The sequence below is a fragment of the uncultured Maribacter sp. genome, from assembly GCF_947500405.1.
GTDB lineage: Bacteria > Bacteroidota > Bacteroidia > Flavobacteriales > Flavobacteriaceae > Maribacter_B.
In genome coordinates this window covers 1-20,716 of sequence record NZ_CANMRY010000015.1, presented here as the reverse complement: position 1 = coordinate 20,716, position 20,716 = coordinate 1, and the positions used below count along the sequence as shown (strand labels likewise).

At 31.6% G+C, this 20,716-nt stretch carries 19 protein-coding genes; 11 read left to right on the top strand and 8 right to left on the bottom strand.

The features are described 5' to 3' along the window. The 3 genes from Q0945_RS15505 to Q0945_RS15495 form a co-directional block, all read right to left on the bottom strand. Window positions 1-827, bottom strand: an 827-nt coding sequence (locus Q0945_RS15505; RefSeq protein WP_299436399.1) for a hypothetical protein, incomplete at its 3' end; no start/stop codon positions are given. Window positions 828-1,035: 208 nt separating this feature from the next. Then, window positions 1,036-2,196 (bottom strand): gliding motility-associated C-terminal domain-containing protein, encoded by a 1,161-nt coding sequence (locus tag Q0945_RS15500; RefSeq protein WP_299436396.1) that lies wholly within the window; start codon window positions 2,194-2,196, stop codon window positions 1,036-1,038. A gap of 3 nt (window positions 2,197-2,199) precedes the next feature. Further along, on the bottom strand, window positions 2,200-4,992 hold the full coding sequence (locus Q0945_RS15495; RefSeq protein ID WP_299436393.1) for a hypothetical protein: 2,793 nt from the start codon (window positions 4,990-4,992) through the stop codon (window positions 2,200-2,202). A gap of 226 nt (window positions 4,993-5,218) precedes the next feature. Between Q0945_RS15495 and Q0945_RS15490 the strand changes: the two genes are divergently transcribed. From Q0945_RS15490 to Q0945_RS15465, 6 genes are all read left to right on the top strand, one after another. Further along, window positions 5,219-5,959, top strand: coding sequence for a carboxypeptidase-like regulatory domain-containing protein (locus Q0945_RS15490; protein WP_299436390.1), 741 nt, complete (start codon window positions 5,219-5,221; stop codon window positions 5,957-5,959). After that, a complete protein-coding gene (locus Q0945_RS15485; protein ID WP_299436387.1) occupies window positions 5,946-6,725 on the top strand; it encodes a carboxypeptidase-like regulatory domain-containing protein in 780 nt (259 codons plus the stop codon). The genes Q0945_RS15490 and Q0945_RS15485 overlap by 14 nt, the downstream gene beginning before the upstream one ends. 51 nt (window positions 6,726-6,776) lie before the next feature. Then, window positions 6,777-7,286, top strand: coding sequence for a DUF6702 family protein (locus Q0945_RS15480; protein WP_299436384.1), 510 nt, complete (start codon window positions 6,777-6,779; stop codon window positions 7,284-7,286). Between the two features lie 65 nt (window positions 7,287-7,351). Next, window positions 7,352-9,658 carry a M1 family metallopeptidase gene (locus Q0945_RS15475; RefSeq protein WP_299436381.1) on the top strand — a complete coding sequence of 769 codons (2,307 nt, stop codon included), beginning with the start codon at window positions 7,352-7,354 and terminating at the stop codon, window positions 9,656-9,658. Window positions 9,659-9,746: 88 nt separating this feature from the next. Beyond that, the gene (locus Q0945_RS15470) at window positions 9,747-10,028 is read left to right on the top strand and encodes a twin-arginine translocase TatA/TatE family subunit (protein WP_121069183.1); all 282 of its coding nucleotides are present in this window, start codon (window positions 9,747-9,749) and stop codon (window positions 10,026-10,028) included. A gap of 5 nt (window positions 10,029-10,033) precedes the next feature. Beyond that, the gene (locus Q0945_RS15465; RefSeq protein WP_299436377.1) at window positions 10,034-10,606 is read left to right on the top strand and encodes a phosphatase PAP2 family protein; all 573 of its coding nucleotides are present in this window, start codon (window positions 10,034-10,036) and stop codon (window positions 10,604-10,606) included. Here Q0945_RS15465 and Q0945_RS15460 read toward each other — a convergent pair. Further along, window positions 10,572-11,213: an O-methyltransferase gene (locus Q0945_RS15460; protein ID WP_299436374.1), complete on the bottom strand. Its 642-nt coding sequence runs from the start codon at window positions 11,211-11,213 to the stop codon at window positions 10,572-10,574. The genes Q0945_RS15465 and Q0945_RS15460 overlap by 35 nt on opposite strands. 119 nt (window positions 11,214-11,332) lie before the next feature. On the opposite strand from Q0945_RS15460, the gene kynU reads away from it, so the two are divergent. Beyond that, window positions 11,333-12,607 carry a kynureninase gene (gene kynU, locus Q0945_RS15455; protein ID WP_299436371.1) on the top strand — a complete coding sequence of 425 codons (1,275 nt, stop codon included), beginning with the start codon at window positions 11,333-11,335 and terminating at the stop codon, window positions 12,605-12,607. Here the strand turns inward: kynU and Q0945_RS15450 are convergent. Beyond that, window positions 12,604-13,284: a hypothetical protein gene (locus tag Q0945_RS15450; RefSeq protein ID WP_299436368.1), complete on the bottom strand. Its 681-nt coding sequence runs from the start codon at window positions 13,282-13,284 to the stop codon at window positions 12,604-12,606. The two genes, kynU and Q0945_RS15450, sit on opposite strands and share 4 nt — an antisense overlap. A gap of 76 nt (window positions 13,285-13,360) precedes the next feature. On the opposite strand from Q0945_RS15450, the gene Q0945_RS15445 reads away from it, so the two are divergent. The 4 genes from Q0945_RS15445 to Q0945_RS15430 all read left to right on the top strand — a co-directional run bounded on the left by Q0945_RS15445 (window position 13,361) and on the right by Q0945_RS15430 (window position 15,712). Then, window positions 13,361-13,990, top strand: a complete 630-nt coding sequence (locus tag Q0945_RS15445; RefSeq protein ID WP_299436365.1) for an RNA polymerase sigma factor — start codon at window positions 13,361-13,363, stop codon at window positions 13,988-13,990. Then, window positions 13,991-14,182 (top strand): hypothetical protein, encoded by a 192-nt coding sequence (locus Q0945_RS15440; RefSeq protein WP_298489109.1) that lies wholly within the window; start codon window positions 13,991-13,993, stop codon window positions 14,180-14,182. It abuts the gene before it with no gap. A 26-nt stretch (window positions 14,183-14,208) separates the two neighbouring features. Further along, window positions 14,209-15,030 (top strand): mechanosensitive ion channel domain-containing protein, encoded by an 822-nt coding sequence (locus tag Q0945_RS15435; RefSeq protein ID WP_299436362.1) that lies wholly within the window; start codon window positions 14,209-14,211, stop codon window positions 15,028-15,030. 133 nt (window positions 15,031-15,163) lie between these two features. After that, window positions 15,164-15,712, top strand: a complete 549-nt coding sequence (locus Q0945_RS15430; protein WP_298489105.1) for an ATP-dependent Clp protease proteolytic subunit — start codon at window positions 15,164-15,166, stop codon at window positions 15,710-15,712. A gap of 81 nt (window positions 15,713-15,793) precedes the next feature. Here Q0945_RS15430 and Q0945_RS15425 read toward each other — a convergent pair whose 3' ends face one another. The 3 genes from Q0945_RS15425 to Q0945_RS15415 form a co-directional block, all read right to left on the bottom strand. After that, window positions 15,794-17,740 (bottom strand): OmpA family protein, encoded by a 1,947-nt coding sequence (locus tag Q0945_RS15425; protein WP_299436359.1) that lies wholly within the window; start codon window positions 17,738-17,740, stop codon window positions 15,794-15,796. Between the two features lie 19 nt (window positions 17,741-17,759). Further along, window positions 17,760-18,665, bottom strand: coding sequence for a type IX secretion system membrane protein PorP/SprF (locus tag Q0945_RS15420; RefSeq protein ID WP_299436356.1), 906 nt, complete (start codon window positions 18,663-18,665; stop codon window positions 17,760-17,762). A 276-nt stretch (window positions 18,666-18,941) separates the two neighbouring features. Then, window positions 18,942-20,716, bottom strand: a 1,775-nt coding sequence (locus Q0945_RS15415) for a gliding motility-associated C-terminal domain-containing protein (RefSeq protein WP_299436353.1), incomplete at its 5' end; no start/stop codon positions are given.

The window sequence follows — 20,716 nt, the reverse complement described above, 5'->3', positions numbered from 1 at the left end:
CTTTCGGTAACACTTAAGTTAGTCCCATCAAAAGTAACGGCAGAAATATCATCATCGGTAGTAATGGTACCTACTTGATTATCTACATAGGTTTTAACAGCATTTTGTGTTGGGAAAGCAACATCGGAAGTACCTAAAGCAACATCGGTAGATTTGTTTGCGGTATCTTCTTTATCGTTTTGTAAATCTGTAATATTATTTTGTACGGCAGTATCATCATAGGCTAAAGAGCTTATATCTATAGATTGATTTCCGCCACCATCGGTTACAATTAAATAAGTACCATCAAAAGAAATTCCAGTATTATATTCATTAGTAGCATCTCCATCTGCTTCCGTAGTTATATAACCATTGTTTGCAACAAATGTATCTACATCTGTTTCTGTTAACTGTGTATTTGTATCTACAGTATGCGGACCAACTTCAAAACCTAAAGCTTCTATTTCTGCTTGTGTTACAGAAGAACTTAAAAACTTTGATAAATCTACAGAACCGCCATTTTCTAGAGATAGAATGTTTGTATTAGTATTAAAACTTAAATTTTGGTTTGCACCTCCACTAGCAGCACAAAGATTGCTCCATTGTGTGCCATCATAATAATGAATACATTGCGTATCAGTATTATAAATTAATGCACCACGCAAAGGAGATATGCTTTGCATTTGTGTATTAGATAATCTAGTTAGCACTAGCGCTTTATTTGTGCTTTCTAATTCTACAATAGAAGCTGGGTCTATAGTATCTGGTTGTTCTCCAATTTTTACCTGAGAAGTAGCAAATTGAATTCCAATTAGAAAGAATAGAAAACTTATTCTTTTAAAATACATGGCTTTGTGTTTTATTTTGGCAATACATTATTGCATATAAAATTACCACGTATAATGATGTACTTTCTTAAAATGTTGTATAGTTCTTTAAATTTGTTGTGAAAAGGGATTTGTACAGAAAAACTTACAATTTAAATGTATTTCATCTATTAAATAGGTAGAAATAAAGGATTGCAAGTGGAGCAAAAAAAAAGGGATAAGTTATTTTTTAGCGAGCTAAATACATAAAGCCTTGAAAATCCATTTGTAAATCTTGCATGGTAATAACATAAAAATATACTCCTACAGGTAGTCCTTTTTCTTCTCCAAAAAGAATATTGTCTTGGTTAGAGTATCCACTAAAATTATTAGAGTAATTAACATCTTCGTAGACCTTTAGACCATAACGGTCATATATACTGATAATATTGTTTGGAGATAATTCTAATTCTGGTATTACTAAAGTATCATTATTACCATCACCGTTTGGGGTAATTAGGTAGTTTTCTAAAGTTAAAATATCTGTAGTTAGTGTTTCCCTATCTTCTATACTACCAAACGTAATAATTTCGTAATTATCTGGGTTAAAAGTATCTGACGTTACAAATCCTTGTGATAAATCTCCAACTATTTCGGTTGCTTTTAAATTAACCCATTGTCTGGTAGATTTATTCCAACCAACAGGGATAATATCTTCAATATTCTCTGTGAGTACGTCTATTTGGCTATTTTGGTTCCAACTTATGCTTATAGTAGAATTTATGTTTCCTTCAAGCCTCCAAAACTCCGTAGTACTAATAGTTTTAATAGTAGAAGGTTTGCTTAAAGTACTAAAAGGCTCAGTAAATGAATTTGGGGTATCTGGATTTTCTCTAAAATAAGCACATTTTGCAAGTGCATTTACATTAGAAGAATTTAAAATTAAAGGTCGTAACTCTTCATTATCACCAACTGGGAATATAAAATTTTGTTGGTTCGTAATTGCTGCATAACCATCTACTTTAGAAAAGTTGGTAGAACCAACATAATTAGCATTACTTATAAAATTTAGGTAAGAACTAGATTGTGTTTTAATGGTTCTAAAATCGCCAATAATAAAGTTGGTATTATTAGTGTTGTCTATGTTTAGACTTAATAATACACCGTCTTCATTGGCTATTTCTATGTCATGAAATTGTGGCGTAAAAGCGCCAGCAAGTGTAATAGCGTTAGTACCATAAAAACCAGCCAAACCAAGATTATTGTCAAAAGGGGTATTGTTTATAAAGTTGGTATGAAAACCTATTTGCCCTTGGTTATGTATTTGAATGTTGCCATTGTTATACATAGCAGTTTGGGCTTGTATAGTAAAAGTAAATACCAATGTAATTATGTATAGTAGTTTTTTCATTTTTTACTTTTTTAAAAGAGCTTCTTTAATAAGTTTGATATCTTTTTTAAGTGCATTTAATTCTTCAGATAAATTATTTTTCTCTTCTTGTAAATCTTTTATTTTCTTTTCTTGCTCTATAGTGTGTAGAAATAGTTCTTCTATTTTTTCAAGGTTGATTCTTGTGCTTTCTCCTAAATTCCAAAACCCTTGTTTTTTAATTTCTTCAGCAGATTTTATACCTGGTAAATGATGGTTTTTAGTTATAAATTGTTCTACTTCATTAAGACTTTTAAATTGATATTCTTTTTTTAATTTAGAAGTTCCATTAAAGTATTTTTGAAAAACATAATCAGGGGTATTATCTACCAAGTCACCGTCAGTAGTGATGTCACCAGTAGCTTGGATATTTCCTTCAGCCCTAATATTCCCATCTACATGTAACTTTTCTATTGGAACGATTCCTACTCCAATATTTCCACCTCCAGAAAAGTTTAGATTATTGCCGTTTAAAGCAAGGATCCTATCATTAGGTAAGGTTAAATCCGAATTTTCAATATTTTGAGGGTTCGCCCAAGCCACATCTGTTCCATTAGTAGTTAAAACTTGTCCGTCTTCTCCTTCATCAATTTTTGCAGTTGTAATTCCATTATCTTTTACTTGTAAATTATCTGTTACAATTTCAATAGTAGTATCATCTACATTAATATTATATCCTGTTGTTGGGCTAAAATCGGAAAGTCCATCGTTCACTTCTGCATCAGTAATAGAAGTTCCAGTTTCATCTGTTCCAAGTTCCCATGAAGTAGTTAAGTTATTCCATTTAAGAATTTCCCCAGTTGTTGTGGCTCCCATGGTGCTAAGGTCTTCTAAAGTGATAGTAGCATTTGCTATTTTAGCACTGGTAATACTTTCATCTTTTACTTGTAAATTATCTGTTACAATTTCAATAGTAGTATCATCTACATTAATATTATATCCTGTTGTTGGGCTAAAATCGGAAAGTCCATCATTCACTTCTGCATCAGTAATAGAAGTTCCAGTTTCATCTGTTCCAAGTTCCCATGAAGTAGTTAAGTTATTCCATTTAAGAATTTCCCCAGTTGTTGTGGCTCCCATGGTGCTAAGGTCTTCTAAAGCGATAGTAGCATTTGCTATTTTAGCACTGGTAATACTTTCATCTTTTACTTGTAAATTATCTGTTACAATTTCAATAGTAGTATCATCTACATTAATATTATATCCTGTTGTTGGGCTAAAATCGGAAAGTCCATCGTTCACTTCTGCATCAGTAATAGAAGTTCCAGTTTCATCTGTTCCAAGTTCCCATGAAGTAGTTAAGTTATTCCATTTAAGAATTTCCCCAGTTGTTGTGGCTCCCATGGTGCTAAGGTCTTCTAAAGTGATAGTAGCATTTACAATTTTAGCACTGGTAACAGCGTCGTCTTCAATAGTTAATACGCCATTTATATTCATCGTTGCATCTCCTCCAATTACCCTTTCTTGAGGTTGGTTAGCGTTATCGCCAATAAGAATTGTACCGTTTGTTAAAGAAGGAATACCAGTACCATCGGTTCTATCATTACCAATTATCCAAGTATTTCCAACTCCATCCCATTTTATTATTTGTCCATCTGCAGCACCATTTTGACCTATATCTTCTAGTGCTATAGTCTCATTTAGAATATCGGCAGACCTAATCGTATTATTTGCAATTTCTGTAGTTGTTATTGCATTAATTGCTATAGTATATGGGTCTGCGGTTACACCATTGCCTGAAATTTTTGTTGCTTCAAATTCAGGATTAGAGCCCCCTCCAAGACCGGAAAGGTCTATAGAGCCATTAAAACCACCTGCTATGCCAGTAAAATTTAGATTTGTATTATCTAATTCTACATTATTAATTACACCGTCTGCACCACTAGTTAGTATTGGTGATAAATCTACACCAGTACCACCAGTAATATTTATTATATTTCCAGTTCTACTTAATGATTGGTTATCCGTATTTACAGTCCCAGCGGGTAGGGTAATAGAGCCGCCATCAGTAAGAGATATTATAGTGCCTGCTGGGTTTATACTTAATTGTTGTATTTCATTACTCTCATCCCCATCAGTATCATTAGTATTTGCAGTAGTATTTGTTTGTATAGCATCTAAAATTGTAGCAGAAACTTCTAATGGGTTAGCAACAGAGCCATTTCCAGTAATAGTAGTGCCATCTGTATTAACATTGGTTAAACTCGTTGCATTTGCCCAAACTACAATACCGTTAGTATCTGTAGTAAGTACTTGGTTAGGGTTTGTATTTGCAATATCTACAGGTTCTATAGAGTTATCTAGTAGTTCATTGGTACCTACAGAATTATCGCTAAGTTCATTAGCTGTAACAGAGTTTTCACCTAATTTACTGGTGTCTATAGAGTTGTCCGCAATTTGTTCTCCTCTTATAATGCCAACTTCTATGTGGTTCATATCGCCTTGCGGGGTAATAGTAATGGTTCTAAAGTCATTTACAAGTGGGTCTGTGGTTAGGTTACTAATACCGCCAGCTTCACAAAGGTTAATCCATGTGGTTCCTGTATAGTAGTGTATACATTCTTCATCAATATTATATACCATACCGCCAGGACTAGGTGTAATGGCTTCCATTTGGGTAGTAGTAACTCTAGTTATTACTAAAACATGCGAAGTGCTTTCTAACTCTAATACAGAAGAGGCATCTATAGTTTGCGGATTATCGCCAATTTTTATTTGACCATAAGAGAAAAGGCAAAAACAGAAGCTAAAAAATAATGTAGTAATTATTAATTTCATAAGATTCTCATTTATACGCTATTGCAAATAGAGTAGCCAACAAAAATAAAATTATATAAGTATTTGTACACTAATAAATAGTAAAATTTTATAGCTTTAAGATTAAGTGAAGAACATATACGATAAACGGTGTTTAGAAGGTGGTTTGAAATTAACAAAAGTTTAGTTACTCTAGTTTTTTTTAACCAACAACATGTAGTTTCTTTATAAATCTTAAAATAACCATATGAAAAATTTAATGCTACTGGCTTTTTTTATTTCTATAGTATCTTATGCTCAAGAGGATAGAAGCCTATTAAGAGGAAAGGTATTGTATAGAGATATTAGTGTGCCTAATGAAAATGTTATAAATTCAACTTCAGAAAGAGCAACTATAACCAATAGCAACGGAGAGTTTGCTATACTAGTAAAAGAAGGCGATGAGTTAGTTTTTACAGCAGTTAACTACCAATTAAAAGTAGTTTCTATTACAGCAGAAATATTAAAAAATAATAGGCTAGTAGTAGAAGTAAAAGAAAAGGTAACCGAGTTGGAAGAGGTAGTAGTTACCCCAGAAGACCAAGAGCGTTTTTTGGCTATGAAGAATGAAAAATTTAAAGAAATAGAATACGAAACGGACCGTACTACAGAGGTAGAAAATATAGCAATATCGCAAAGTGAAAGAGGCTTAAAGGACGGACTTAATTTTGTGAATATATTTAGAGCTATGTTTAAATCTTCCGATAAGAATAAGGGAGAAGAAGCTCCTAAATTAAAAGTAAGTCAAGTTTTAAGACAAGTATATGATGACCAATTTTTTGTTTCTGATTTACAAATACCGCAAGATAAAATAAATGCGTTTTTATTTTATTGTGATACGCGTATGCCTGCAAAATCTTTACTTAAAAAAGAAAATGAGTTTCAGCTTATTGATGCTTTAGTAAACCATAGCAAAACATTTCTAACAGAAATTAATGCAAAAGAGTAAACTACTTTTTATTCTAGTAGTTTGTATGACTTCTATGGCAGAAGCGCAAACCCTTTTTTCTAAAGAAATACAAGGTAAAGTTGTAGCTAAAGATGAAGATGTAGCTGCTGTACACGTACAAAATATTAGTACTAAAAGAGCTACTATAACAGACCTTAACGGTTATTTTACCATTAAAGCTACAGTAAATGATACTTTGGTAATTTCTGCAGTACAATTTAAAAGAAAAGAAATTGTAGTTAGTACAGATATGCTGCAAAGTTCTTTACTACAAATACCTTTAGAAGAATCTTTAACCGAGTTAGATGAAGTAGTAGTTATGCCGTATAATTTATCTGGAGATATTTCTAAAGATTTAAATACCTTAAAAACTGAAGAAGTAGTAACTGCATCTACCTTAGGTTTGCCTAATGCGTATGTTATACCAATCTCTAAAGCAGACCGAGAGTTGTTTGAGGCTACTACAGGTGGTGGTATTCCTTTAAACCCTATTATTAATGGCATTTCTGGGCGAACAAAGATGCTTAAAAACAGGATAAAAAGAAATGAAAAGTATGAGCGAACCCAAAGAGTAAGAGCGTTTTATGTAGATTCTCTCTTTACAACAGACTTAAAAATACCCCAGCTAAAAATTTCTGATTTTATGTATTTTTGCGAAGTAGACTCTAGTTTTTCTACAATAGTAGATACCCATGACCACCTTAAAATATGGGAATTTTTACATAAAAAAAGTGTAATTTATAGAAAAGAAAACAATATAGATTAAAGCACTAATTTTGGCATAACCCTTGCTAATTATAATATTACAAAAACAACAATGAAGACTATTTATAAAAAAGCATTACTACTATTTATACTACCTGTATTTGCATTTACAATGATGCATAAATACTATATAAGTGTTACAAATGTAACCTATTCGGAAAAAGACCAAGCAATACAAATTATTAGTAGAGTTTTTGTAGATGATATGGAGTTGCTTTTAAAAGAAAGATATGATCTACAAGCAAACCTAGCTACAGATAAAGAATCTGATAGGACAACTATGTATTTAGAAAAATATTTTAATTTAAAATTTGGAGTAACTATTAATGGAGAAAAAGCTTCTTGTAAGTTTTTAGGAAAAAAGTACGAAAGCGATTTAATGTTGTGTTATATAGAAATACCAAGCGTAAATAATAAAGAACTACAATCTATTGAAATACAAAATGAAGTCTTAATAGATTTGTATGAAGAACAACAAAATATAGTACACGTTAAAATCAATAGCGATAAAAAAACAATAATTCTTACCAGAGAAAATAATAAAGGAATGTTAAACTTTTAACATTTCTTAATAAATAGTTAAAAAAACTTTAATTTTCAGCGACTAAATAAAATAGATTAACAATTATGATTAGAATTAAGTATTGCTTTGCAACGCTTTTTTTCTTGTTTGTTGCAGTTGGCTTTGCGCAAGAAACAGGAATTAAAGCAAGAGAACCTGGACATGCTAACCAGAATAAATTTAAACAATTATATAAGGAGTTTTCTACTCCAAACACCTATAGATCTGCATCTGGAGCTCCAGGGCCAGATTATTACCAACAACAGGCAAATTATGTAATGCATATTACATTAGATGATACTAATGCCAAAATTTATGGAGAAGAGACTATTACCTACATAAATAATTCTCCAGATAATTTAGAATATTTATGGGTACAGTTAGATCAAAATGTAAGAGCAAAAGATTCTAAGTCTCCTTTACGTAATGGGGGTGGAGTACCTTTAGCAGAACAGCCAGGAACTTTTGCAGGAAAGTATTTAACAGCACCTTTTGATGGTGGTTTTAATATAGAGTATGTAAAAGATGCGTCTGGTAAGGCGTTATCTTATACAATTAATCAAACCATGATGCGTATAAACATACCTACGCCATTAAAAAGTAAAGATCAAATAGAATTTTCTGTAAAGTGGAATTATAATATACCTGACCACACTATAAACAGAGCACGTTCAGGTTTTGAATACTTTGCGAAAGACGGTAATAGAGCATATGTAATTGCACAGTTTTTCCCAAGAATGGCAGTTTATAATGATGTGGAAGGATGGCAAAATCATCAATTCTGGGGTAGTGGAGAGTTTGCATTACCATTTGGGGATTATGAAGTAAATATTACAGTGCCAGCAGACCACATCTTGGATGCTACAGGAACCCTTCAGAATAGAAAAGATGTATTTTCTAAAGAGATGATGAAACGTTATGAAAAAGCAAAAAAATCGTATGATAAGCCAGTAATTATAGTAACACAAGCAGAAGCAGAAGCAGCAGAAAAAACAAAATCTACAGCAACAAAAACATGGAAGTTTAAAGCTAAAAATGTGCGTGATTATGGTTTTGCAACTTCTCGTAAGTTTATTTGGGATATGCAAGCTGTAAAAGTTGGTAGTAAAGATGTAATGGCGGTTTCTATGTATCCTAAAGAAGGGAACCCTTTATGGGAAGAGTATTCTACAAAAGCTGTTGCACACACATTAAAGTCTTATTCAGAGCACTCTTTAGAGTATCCTTATCCAAAAGCAATATCGGTACACGCTAAGCAGCAGGGAATGGAGTATCCAATGATTTGTTGGAACTATGGTAGACCTAATGAAGATGGTACGTATGCTGATCAAGTAAAATATGGAATGATAAGTGTAATTATTCATGAAGTTGGGCATAACTTTTTTCCAATGATTGTTAATTCTGATGAACGCCAATGGGGATGGATGGATGAAGGCTTAGATACTTTTCTACAATATATGGCGGAGCAAGAATTTGGAGAAAAATATCCAGAAGCTATTGCGCCAAATAAAACATACCCTTCTAGAAGAGGAGAGCCATCTAAAATTATTCCTTACATGAGCGGAGATCAAAGTAAAATAGCTCCTATAATGAGTAATCCAGAAAATGTTTACCAACTAGGACCAAATGCCTATGCAAAACCAGCAACTGCTCTAAATATTTTACGTGAAACAGTAATGGGAAGAGAGCTTTTTGATCATGCATTTAAAACCTATTCAGAAAGATGGAAATTTAAGCACCCAACACCAGAAGATTTCTTTAGAACTATGGAAGATGCTTCTGCTGTAGATTTAGACTGGTATTGGAGAGGATGGTTTTATACTACAGATTATGTAGATATAGGCGTAAAAGGAATTAAAAAATATTACGTTAGCAATAAGCCAAGTAAGCAAATGCAAGAATATATGGCGGCACGTAATATTACCGAAGCAGATTTACCACCATTAGTATATTTAGCAGATGAAGAAGCAGAAGGTTTTGATGCAACTTTAAAACGAAAAGCGCCAACAGAAAATTCTAAAAGCTTAAAAGAATTTATGATGGATAATTTAACAGCAGCAGAGCGTGCGGCAGTTAAAGAACCTAAGTATTTTTACGAAGTAACTTTTAATAAACCAGGAGGTATACCAATGCCTTTAATTGTAGAATACACCTATGCAGATGGTAGTGTAAAAAATGTTACATACCCTCCAGAAATTTGGAGAAAAAATGATAAAGAAGTAAAATTAGTTATATCTTCTATGACAGAGTTAAAAGGTATTGTTGTAGACCCTAAATTAGAGACTGCAGATATTGATACAAGTAATAATACATGGCCTAAAAAAGAAGTAAAATCAGATTTTGATAAGTTTAAAAATAAAATAAAAGGGTAATAATTGAATAATTATTTTTAATAACAAAAAAGCCCTGTTAATAGCAGGGTTTTTTATATTCCTGTGTAAACTTTATTATATTTGCGATATGCTAGCATTACATTTTTTATTTATTAGTGGCGCCGAAATATTTTTTATACTATTTATAGTAGTAATGGTGTTTGGTGCAGATAAAGTTCCTGGTATAGCTAAGGGATTAGGTAAAGGTATGCGTCAATTAAGAGATGCTACAGACGATATTAAAAGAGAAATTAAGAATAGTGCTGACAAGCAAGGCATAGACACAAGTTTTACCGACGATATTAAAAAAGAAATAGACGAGGTAAAGAAAAATGTAAGTGACGTTACAGGGACTATTAAAAGGCAGTAGTTTCTATGCTGGAACAACTATTACAATGGGATCAAGAGCTTTTTGTTTATCTTAATAGTTTAGGTTCTACTCCTTACGATTTTTTTTGGATTACAGTTACTACCATTCAAAATTGGATTCCAGTTTTTATTATTTTTTTTGTAATTATAACTTTAAAATACCCTAAAAAAGAAGCTTTATTTGTTGTTTTAACGGTTGTAGCATTGGCAATCTTCATAACTCAGTTAACGGATGTTGTTAAACATGCTGTAGAAAGACTGCGACCTAATAATACTCCAGAAATTAAAGAATACATTAGAATATTAAAAAGTCCAGGAAGTTATAGCTTTTTCTCTGGCCACTCCTCTAGTTCTTCTTCAATAGCAACTTTGTTATATTTATTCTTGAGAAAAAGATTTAAAGGCGCTTTACTCTTTTTTATTTGGCCACTACTTTTTGCGTATAGTAGAATATATGTTGGTGTGCATTACCCTTTAGATATAATTATTGGCGCAATAGTTGGTGTTCTGAGTGGATTCTTATTTTATGCTTTATATAAAAGATTTATAGCACTCTACTTAAAGTTAAACCATCTCTAATTGGTAAAAGCACGGTTTCTACTCTTGGGTCTTTTTTTAATTGCATATTAAAATCTAGTAATATTTTTGTAGCCTTATCTTTTGGATCTAGTGGTTCTACAACTTTTCCAGACCATAAAACATTATCTGTTAAAATTACGCTGCCTGGTTTTGTCTTTTTTAATACAGCTTCAAAATACTCTGGATAATCTGTTTTTTTTGCATCAATAAAAACCAAATCAAAAACGACCTCTAAATTTGGAATAACCTCAAGCGCATTTCCTATATGTTGTGTAATTTGTTCGCCATAACCACTTTCGTTAAAATACCTACGTTGCATTTCTTCTAATTCATCATTAATTTCTATGGTATGTAGCGCTCCGTTTTTAGAAAGTCCTTCCGCTAAACATAGTGCAGAATAACCTGTGTAGGTGCCAATTTCTAGAATGTTTTTGGGATAAACTATTTTAGAAAGCATACTAAGAACTCTACCTTGAAAATGACCAGTAATCATTCTTGGTTGTATCACTTTTAAATGGGTTTCTCTAGTAAGTTTTTGTAAAATACTTGGCTCGTTTTCCGAGTTGTTTTTTATGTATTCCTCTAATAATGGAGATAAAAAATGCATGCTTACTTTTTTACAAAAATATGTATTTAAAATGGTGAACTTTCGTAAAAAAGAAAGAGAACTTTAATTGGGTATTAAAATATCTTTTTTGAAGTTGTATTTTTGAGAAAAATATAGGAATGAAGTTTCAGAACACACTACAATTTGCACAGCAATTAGATAAGGAAGATACTTTACATACCTACCAAAACGATTTTCATTTTCCAGAGGTTAATGGAAAAAAGAGTATTTATTTATGTGGAAATTCTTTAGGCTTGCAACCAAAGCAAACTAAAAGTTATGTAGATGATGTAATGCAAGATTGGGCTTCATTAGCGGTAGAAGGACATTTTTATGCAGAAAAGCCTTGGTGGGATTATCATGAACGTTTAGCAGAGCCTTTAGCAAAGATTGTAGGTGCAAAAACTAAAGAAGTTTCTGTGATGAATACTCTAACAGTAAATTTACATTTACTAATGGTTTCTTTTTATACTCCTACTAAGAAGCGTTATAAAATTATTTGTGAAGAAAAAGCATTTCCATCCGATCAATATATGTTACAAAGTCAGGTTCGTTTTCATGGTTTTTCAGAAGAAGATGCATTAGTAGAGGTAAAGAAAAGAGAAGGCGAAAATTTTTGGAGAACAGAAGATGTTGTTAAAAAAATTAATGAAGTAGGCGATGAACTTGCGCTAGTACTTATAGGAGGTGTTAATTATTATAACGGACAGGTTTTTGACATGCAAAAAATTACCAAAGCAGGTAAAGATGTGGGCGCTAATGTAGGTTGGGATTTAGCGCATGCTGCTGGTAATGTAGAGTTAAAATTGCATAATTGGAATGTAGATTTTGCAGCTTGGTGTAGTTATAAATATATGAATAGCGGTCCTGGAAACGCTTCAGGGGTTTTTATAAATGAAAAGCATTTAAATAATCCAGATATTCCTCGTTTTGAAGGTTGGTGGGGAACAAAAAAAGAAACTCGTTTTCTTATGAAATCAGAGTTTGAACCTATGGAAAATGCCGATGCTTGGCAGTTAAGTAATCCTCCAATATTATCTGTAGCACCTTATTTAGCATCTTTACAATTGTTTAATGCTGTAGGTATGGATAAAATTGTAATAAAAAGAAACCTTATAGTTTCTTATTTAGAGTTTGTTTTACAAGAAATAGACAAAGAGGTTGCAAGCTCTTTTGAAATTATAACACCAAAAGATAGAGGAACGCAACTTTCTGTGCTATTACATGGTCAAGGAAAACCTTTGTTTAATTATTTAATGAAAAATGGAGTAATACTAGATTGGAGAGAGCCTAATGTAATACGTGTTGCCCCAGCACCATTATATTGTTCTTTTGAAGATATATATAATTTTGGACAGATATTAAAAAAGGGAATTTTACAACTTAGTACTTAATAAGTGTAAACTTTTAAATTTGTAAAGTACAGTTTAAAGTCGCTGTTTACTTTTTTATGCATTTTAGAAATTTGTAACCCACTCTCTTTAGAATAATCTTCCCATGTTGTTATCATAGATGCTTCTTCTTGGTTTCCTTTTCTAAAAGCCCATTCTTTTATTATGTAGTCTTCTCCAAAATAAAAATCATAAGCATCTCCGGGAGTATAACCACCTTTCTTACCATAGATAATAGTAAGTTTTTGACATGCTTTTTTAGAAATAGGAGCCTCTATATTAATTGCATGATTAAAAGTGTAGTTTTTAGAATCCCAGATAAGATTATAAGGTGCTAATAACCAAAATTTATCATTAATAAATCCGCCGTTAACCTTTGTGGTAACACTATCTAAATTATTACGGCTATAGGTAATGGTATCTTTTTTTAATATACGAGTAACTTGGCTTTTTTTGGTATTCCAAATCCATTTACGTTCAAAATGAGATGTGTCTCTATCTACATTAAAAGAAAATTGAATTTCCTTTACTTTCTTCCAATTTTTAAACCCATGAGCGTAAGCAATCTTTTCGGGAATAGTTTGTTCTTTTTTGTCCGTAGATAGCTTGGTTTTTTTGTCTGTTTTACAAGCTGTTAAAAGAATAAAAAATAGGGGTATAAAATAGATAATTCCTTTCATTTTTCTCACATTTTGTATTAAAGGTATTAATAAAGATAAGTTTCACCTATTTTTGTTTTATTAAAACGATACTATAGTGACCTTCTTAAGAAAACTGTGTCTTATAATCATAAGTAACCAATTCAACCCAAAATTGGCAGAAAATGACCCGTATAAAGACATTTCAGATGAGGAACTCGTGGCAAAAATAGTACGTAATAAAGATTCTATGCTATTTGGAGCTTTGTATGATAGGTACGCCAAATTAGTGTATAATAAGTGTTATGGTTTTGCTAAGTCCCAAGATGAAGCAAATGATTTAACACAAGACGTTTTTTTAATGCTATTTGTAAAGCTAAGTTCTTTTAAAGGAAAATCTAAATTTTCGACCTGGCTATATTCCTTTACCTATAATTTTTGTGTAAATTATGTAAACCGCGATAGAGGAAGAAAAATAAGCGATAATTCGGGAACTATAGAAGACAATGAAAATGTAATTTCTGTCGAAGTTACAGATGAAAGTTTGTATGATTTGCAAGTAGTTAAATTAAAAAAGGCATTAGAGTTAATTTCTCCAGAAGATAAATCTATCTTGTTATTAAAATACCAAGATAATGTGTCTATAAAAGAACTAGAGGAATTACTAGAATTAAGTAGTAGTGCAGTTAAGATGCGCCTCAAAAGAGCAAAAGCAAAAATTGTGGAAATCTATAAAACATTACCATAGATGAAAGAACAAGATAATCCATTTATAAAAATACAAGGAGAGCTGAAAGAAGTGCCTCCGGAGTTACGACAAAAAGTAATGTCAGATGTTGCTAGAGCCAAGTTATTAATGGACTTGGCAACACTCTTTACAGGGAATTATTCTTCCTTGTTAGAAGGGCTTTTAAAAACAAATAGTAAGAATAAAAACTAAACAAGAATACTTTTAAGAAATACAGTATGGAAACTTTTGAAAATTTAATGTCAGATTCTTTAAGCTCTATAGTTAAAGATATAGTATCTGCCTTGCCAGGAATTATTGGTGCTATTATAGTTTTAATAATTGGTTGGTTATGTATTAAAATAGTAAAGTTTGTTTTAAAGAAGGTATTAAAAATAGCCAATATAGAAGCCCTTTCTAAAAAAGTTAATGATGCTAAGCTATTTGGAGATGATAGTAAGGTAGAAGTTGATTTAGGGAAAGTAATATTAGGTTTTGTAAAAGGAATTTTACTTTTAGTATTTACAATAGTAGCTGCAGATGTTTTAGGACTTAGTGTTATTTCTATAGAAATAGCAAACCTTTTACACTACTTGCCAATACTTTTAAGTGCAGTAGTAATTTTTATGATTGGTATGTTTGCCGCAAAAATTATAAAAAAAGCTATTACCAGTGTTTTTGACTCAATGGGAGTAGGAGGGTCTAAAGTAATTAGTAATATTATATACTACATAATATTAATTTTTGTTTTAGTAACATCTTTAAACCAAGCGGGTATAGATACAACGATTGTAACAAGTAATTTTACTATTGTTTTAGGGGCTTTTTTACTTACAGTGGCTATAGCCTTAGGGTTAGGTTCTAGAGAAGTGGTAGGAGATTTGTTACGCACTTTTTACAGTCGTAGAATTTATGAAGTTGGCGATAAAATAAAGTTTAAAGGTGTAGAAGGTACTGTAGAGGCAATAGATAATGTTTCTATGGTATTAAAAACTAAAAAAGGAAAAACAGTAGTACCTATTCGTAAAGTTGTAGAAAGCACTGTTGAAGTTGAAGATTAGTTTTAAACTAATATATTATTCTCCCAAAAAGGGCGTTACACCTATAGACTTAGGCAAAGTTATAACAATGTTACAGGAACTATAAAATTCCCAATAAATTGATTAATTTTGTTATGCATAAATTAAATAGAAGATGAGTTCAAAAAAAGGAAAAATACAAGAGGCTATAGACGAAAAAATGTTAGAAGAACGCAAAGTATTCCTATGGGGTATGGTTGATGATGATTCTGCAAAACATGTTATAGATAGGTTATTGTATTTAGATATGCAGAATAGCAAAGAAATACAATTGTACATAAATAGCCCAGGAGGTTATGTAACATCTGGTTTTGCAATGTATGATACAATTAAATCCTTAAAGAGCCCTGTTTCTACTATATGTACAGGTTTAGCAGCATCTATGGGATCTATCTTACTTTCTGTAGGAAAAAAAGGAAGACGTTTTATACAACCTCATGCGCAAGTTATGATACACCAGCCAAGTGGTGGAGCAAGAGGACAAGCTTCTAATATAGAAATACAGGCTAAAGAGATTATAAAGACAAAAGAATTAAGTGCTCAAATTTTAGCAGATAATTGTGGTCAAGATTATGATCGAGTAATGAAAGATTTTGATAGAGATTACTGGATGGGAGCAGAAGAATCTATTGCTTATGGTATTGTAGATGGTATTTTAGAATAAAACTAAAAAAAATAGTTTAATTAAAAAAGGTTCATCATTTTTGATGAACCTTTTTTTGGTTAGTTAATTAGAAGTTGCATTTCATTTAGAAAGCAAGACTCCTTTTTTTATTTGGATTATAGGAAATTCTGTTCTTCTGTTAAGCTCTAACTCTTCTGGAGAACAATCTTTTTTACTAGTACAATGGTTTATTAATTTTCGTTTGCCGTAACCTTTGTAGGATAAAATATGTTCTTTAGCAACCCCATTTGCTATGAGGTATTCATAAGTAGATTTAGCTCTACTTTCAGATAAACGGTCATTATAACTATTACTACCAACAGGATCTGTATGCGCTTCTAGTCTAATAATCATATCTGGATACATATTTGTCATTACATTAACCACTTTATCCAGTTCTTTGGCAGCATCAGGCCTTATATCACTTTTGTTAAAATCAAAATATATCTTATTTAAATTAGCCAATAATTTTAAATCTAATACAGGCTCTAAAACAATATCTTGACGAATCATTTTTGTGCTATGGCTTACAGTATGCGTATTTAAAAATACATTTTCATGTGGGTGCGTTCTACGAACAGCTTCAATCATATAACTAGTATTCCTGTTTATAGGTAATCTATAATATCCATTTTTGTCTGTAGTTGTTTCTGCTGCAAGTGTACTTGTCTTTTGGTCAAAAAGTCTAATTTTTACACTGTCTAAAGGTTTTAAATTTATACCATCTGTAACCACTCCTTCAATATCTAAAGCAGGCGTAAATTTAAATTTGTAAATATCATCACCACCTTTACCACCCTCGCGGTTAGAACTTACGTATCCTGTTATACCATTTGTTTCTCCAAAATAAGCAAAATCATCCGCAGAACTATTCATTGGAGTACCTAGGTTTATAACATCTACAATTTTACCATCCTCATCCGTTATTGTAGAAAAAACATCTAATTGCCCAAAACCAACATGCCCATCAGAAGAGAAAAATAATTTACCTTCTTTATTTATAAAAGGAAACATTTCATTACCTTCTGTATTTACAGTTGGGCCCGCATTAATTGGAGAACCAACACCACCACGTTCATGAATAATGGAATAATAAATATCGGTACCTCCAAAACCTCCAGGTTTATCAGAAGTATAATAAATTCTCTTTCTATCTGGAGAAACCGTAGGGTGTCCAGTAGAATAGTAGTCACTATTTATACGTAGACTTCTATTTTCGTTCCAAACTCCATCTTCTTTAATAGCACTATAGATTTTTAAATTTATTTCATTTAGAGCGCCATAACCTTCTTTCTTTTCATAATAATTATTACGGGTAAAGTAAATAATAGTATCATTCTTATAATCGGTAGAAAAAGCAACAGAGCTTTCATGAAACTTGGTGTTTATTGTCCCTTTTAATTTTTTTGGAGTAGACATTGGATTGTTTTCTTGTACTTGAAAAATGTCTAACCATGGTTCTTCATTCCAACCATAAGTTTTATTTTCGGTATCAGTTTTTCTGGAAGAAGCAAAATATATATTCCCTTGATGTACGAAAGTGCCAAAATCACTTTCTGGAGAGTTAAAAGAAACTGGTTCTACATCATAACGTTGTCTACTATTAAATACTACAGATGCTAAATTTCCATCCTTTAAAAAACGTTTAACTCTAGAATCGTTCTTATTATACTTTTTATATTTTTTTAAATATTTTTCGGATTCTTTTCGCTGTCCATTGCTGTAAAGCGCCATTGCATATTTAAAATAATAATCTGTAGGAAGCATAGCATCATTAATTATTGCTTCAAAATGCGGAATAGCTTTTTTGTAATCTCTAATTAAAAGGTAGCATTCTGCTAATTGTTGGTGCGCATAGCTAGTATTAAGGTCTCCCTTAATCATTTTTTCATATTCTTTTATGGCCTTGATATATGAGAATTGACCAAAATAATAATCTCCCTTTTTTTGCGCTCCGTATTGTGCTGAAGAAATTTGTATTGCTAGAAATAGAAATACAAGTATGTTCCAAATTTTTAAGTTTTTCATAATCTTTTCTTTTATCGGATTAGAAATATCTAGGGGATTTTATTGGTCCCATTACTTTTTTAACAAGTTCATAAATAAGAATTATTTCATGAGTTCCTCCTGTATAAGGTTTTATAGTTGAGGTTGGTAAATCATAGGCATACCCTATTCGTATATCTTTTGAAATCTGATAATCCATCATTGCTCCAAAATTAGAAGCATCATTAAAACGGTATGAAGCGCCTATCCAAAATTTTTCATTAAATAAAAAGTTTGCCGTAACATCAAAAGTAGCAGGAGCACCATTTGTAAATTTAGAAATAACAGTGGGTTTAAATTTAAGTGTTTCAGACATGTCTAAAACTAAACCACCTATAGCATAATAACTGTTACGTTCTATAGCTTTAAATTCACCTTCATTTAAATCGGTATTTAATATTCTTGGAGAAGAAAATCCAGCATACCAACGGTTACTACCTACAAAAACACCAGCTCCAAAATTAGGATTCCAACTATTAAAATTATCATTAAAGAAAGGGTCTGTAATATCTGGATTAGATAATGTATAATTTGAAAAACCAGCTTTTAATCCAAAAGACATTTTCACTTTTCTATTTAAAAAAACAGAATATGAGAAATCTCCGTAAATATAATTAGTGCTTTCATCCCCTAAACGATCATTAATATAAGAAAGCCCTAAACCTATTCTTTCATCACGTAAAGGTGTATGAATAGATAAAGTATTTGTTCTGGGGTTGCCTTCTAAACCAGCCCATTGGTTCCTGTGAAGTGCAGTTACATTTAAAGTTTCTCTACTTCCTGCGTAAGCAGGGTTTACAGAAATAGTATTATACATATATTGTGTAAACTGAGGTAGCTGTTGCGCCTTTGATGAAAGACTTGTTAAAAAAATGCATCCAAAAAATAATATTTTAGATAGTTTCATATTGATAGGTTAATGATTTATTAAGATTTGTTTTTTATTAGCTATACAAAGAAACGGTAATGTTACGATTATAAATATTTTATGCGTTCAACTAAAAGTAAAATTCGTTAGCAAACAATTATAGCGTTTATGTGCGAATTATCTTAGATAAAATGTTTGTTTCAAAACTTTATTTTTCTTGTTAAGCTACTTTTTTGTGGGGGAATAGGTTATTTATACTTAGTCATTTTTAAAAAAGAGGATACAATTATGTAGTATCCTCTTTTTTAAACTTAATTACTCTGTTCCTAAGTATATGTAACCATTAATTGGTTTTAATTCTCTATTAGTTATATTAATAATGTAATAATAGGTACCCGCTGGTAATACTCCTGATTTTCCAAAAGAACCGTTTGGAGCAAAACCACCCCAGTCGTTCTCATAATTTTCAGATTCAAAAACTTTTTTACCCCATCTATTAAATAGCAATACACGGAATTCAAAATCACAATTTTCTACTCCAGTTATTTCAAAGAAGTCATTAATTCCGTCTCCGTTAACAGTTACTGCTTTAGAAACAATTATATCTTTTAGACCACAAGGAACACAGTCTGCATTAACGTTTATAGTATATTCTGCATAGAATTTACAAGAAGTATCTATAGACGAGTAAGAAATAATATATTCTCCTACTTCAAAATTAATTGGGTCAAAATAACTTCCATTTAAAGTTGCGTTTCCACTTATTACTTCAAAAGTTCCACTAGTGTCAAAGCTCTCAGGTAAATAGTTTATTAAATCTATTTCTGAGTCTTCAATACAAATATCAATGGTAATTAATTCTTCTTGAGGCTGCATTACAAATATTATTTGTTCAAATGTTTCCATGTTATCACAAGAATCGGTAACATTCCAAGTTCTTACAATCATATAATCATCTGTACCTGTAGAGAATTGCTCTTCCTCTGTAAATGCTACAGTGAAATCTCCGCAGCCACCCATAAATTCTATAGCTGGAACTTCTGGAATATCCTCACCACAAGTAATTGTAATTTCTTGATCATAGTTACTTGCAGTAATAGGACCTGTAGGTTCTATTGTAATAGTTTGCGTATGTATATTTTCATTACCTGCACAATCCTGTGCGGTCCATGTTCTAGTTATAACATAACCTGTAGAACAGTTTCTATCATTTGTGGCAGTTTCATTATAAGTTACTGTAGCATTAGCATCACAATTATCTGTAATTGTTAAAGCTTCTGCATCAGGAACTGCATCACATGTAACCGTAAGGTTTTGCGGTAATGTTTCTACAAAAGTTGGTGCTGTAGTATCTTCTACTGTAATGGTTTGTGTATGGTTACGAACATTACCAACACAATCGGTTACTGTCCAAGTTCTAGTTATTGTATATTCGGATGGGCAAGAATCATCTTGACCAGTTAAGTTTTCTACAACATCTACAGTGTAAGCACAATCCTTAGCATTTAATACAATTGTTGGGATTGTAGGTACAGCATCACAACTTACGGTTTCGTCTTCAGGAAAATCTGTATCACTATCATTATCATTAATTGTACCTGTTGCAGTATTAGTTGGTTGTCCGTTTACAAATTCAATACCAATGTTAGAAACAATATTAGAAAGTACAACTGTAAATTGTTCTTGATTTTCTACTAAAATATCATCGATTATTGGTACTTGAATATTGAACGATTTAACTGTTGGTTCAAAAGTTATTGTTCCCGATGTTTCTGTAAAATCATTAGGACTTATAGCTGTTCCAACAGCGGTAGTATAATCCACAGTTACGTTCTCTCCAATATTTCCTGTTAAGGTAACATTGAAAATTGCATAATCATCTATACCCTCAGTAACAATTACTTCTGTTTGAGTAAATTGGATTCCGTCACCTGGGTTAGCATCATCATCGTTAATGATACCATTAGCGGTAGCATCGTTGATAGGTACAAGTGGATTTGTAGTAGAATTCAGTGTTACGGTATACGCTTCTTGCGCTTCAATGATATCGTCATTAAGAATAGTTACTGTAATTTGTTGTACTTCCGCAT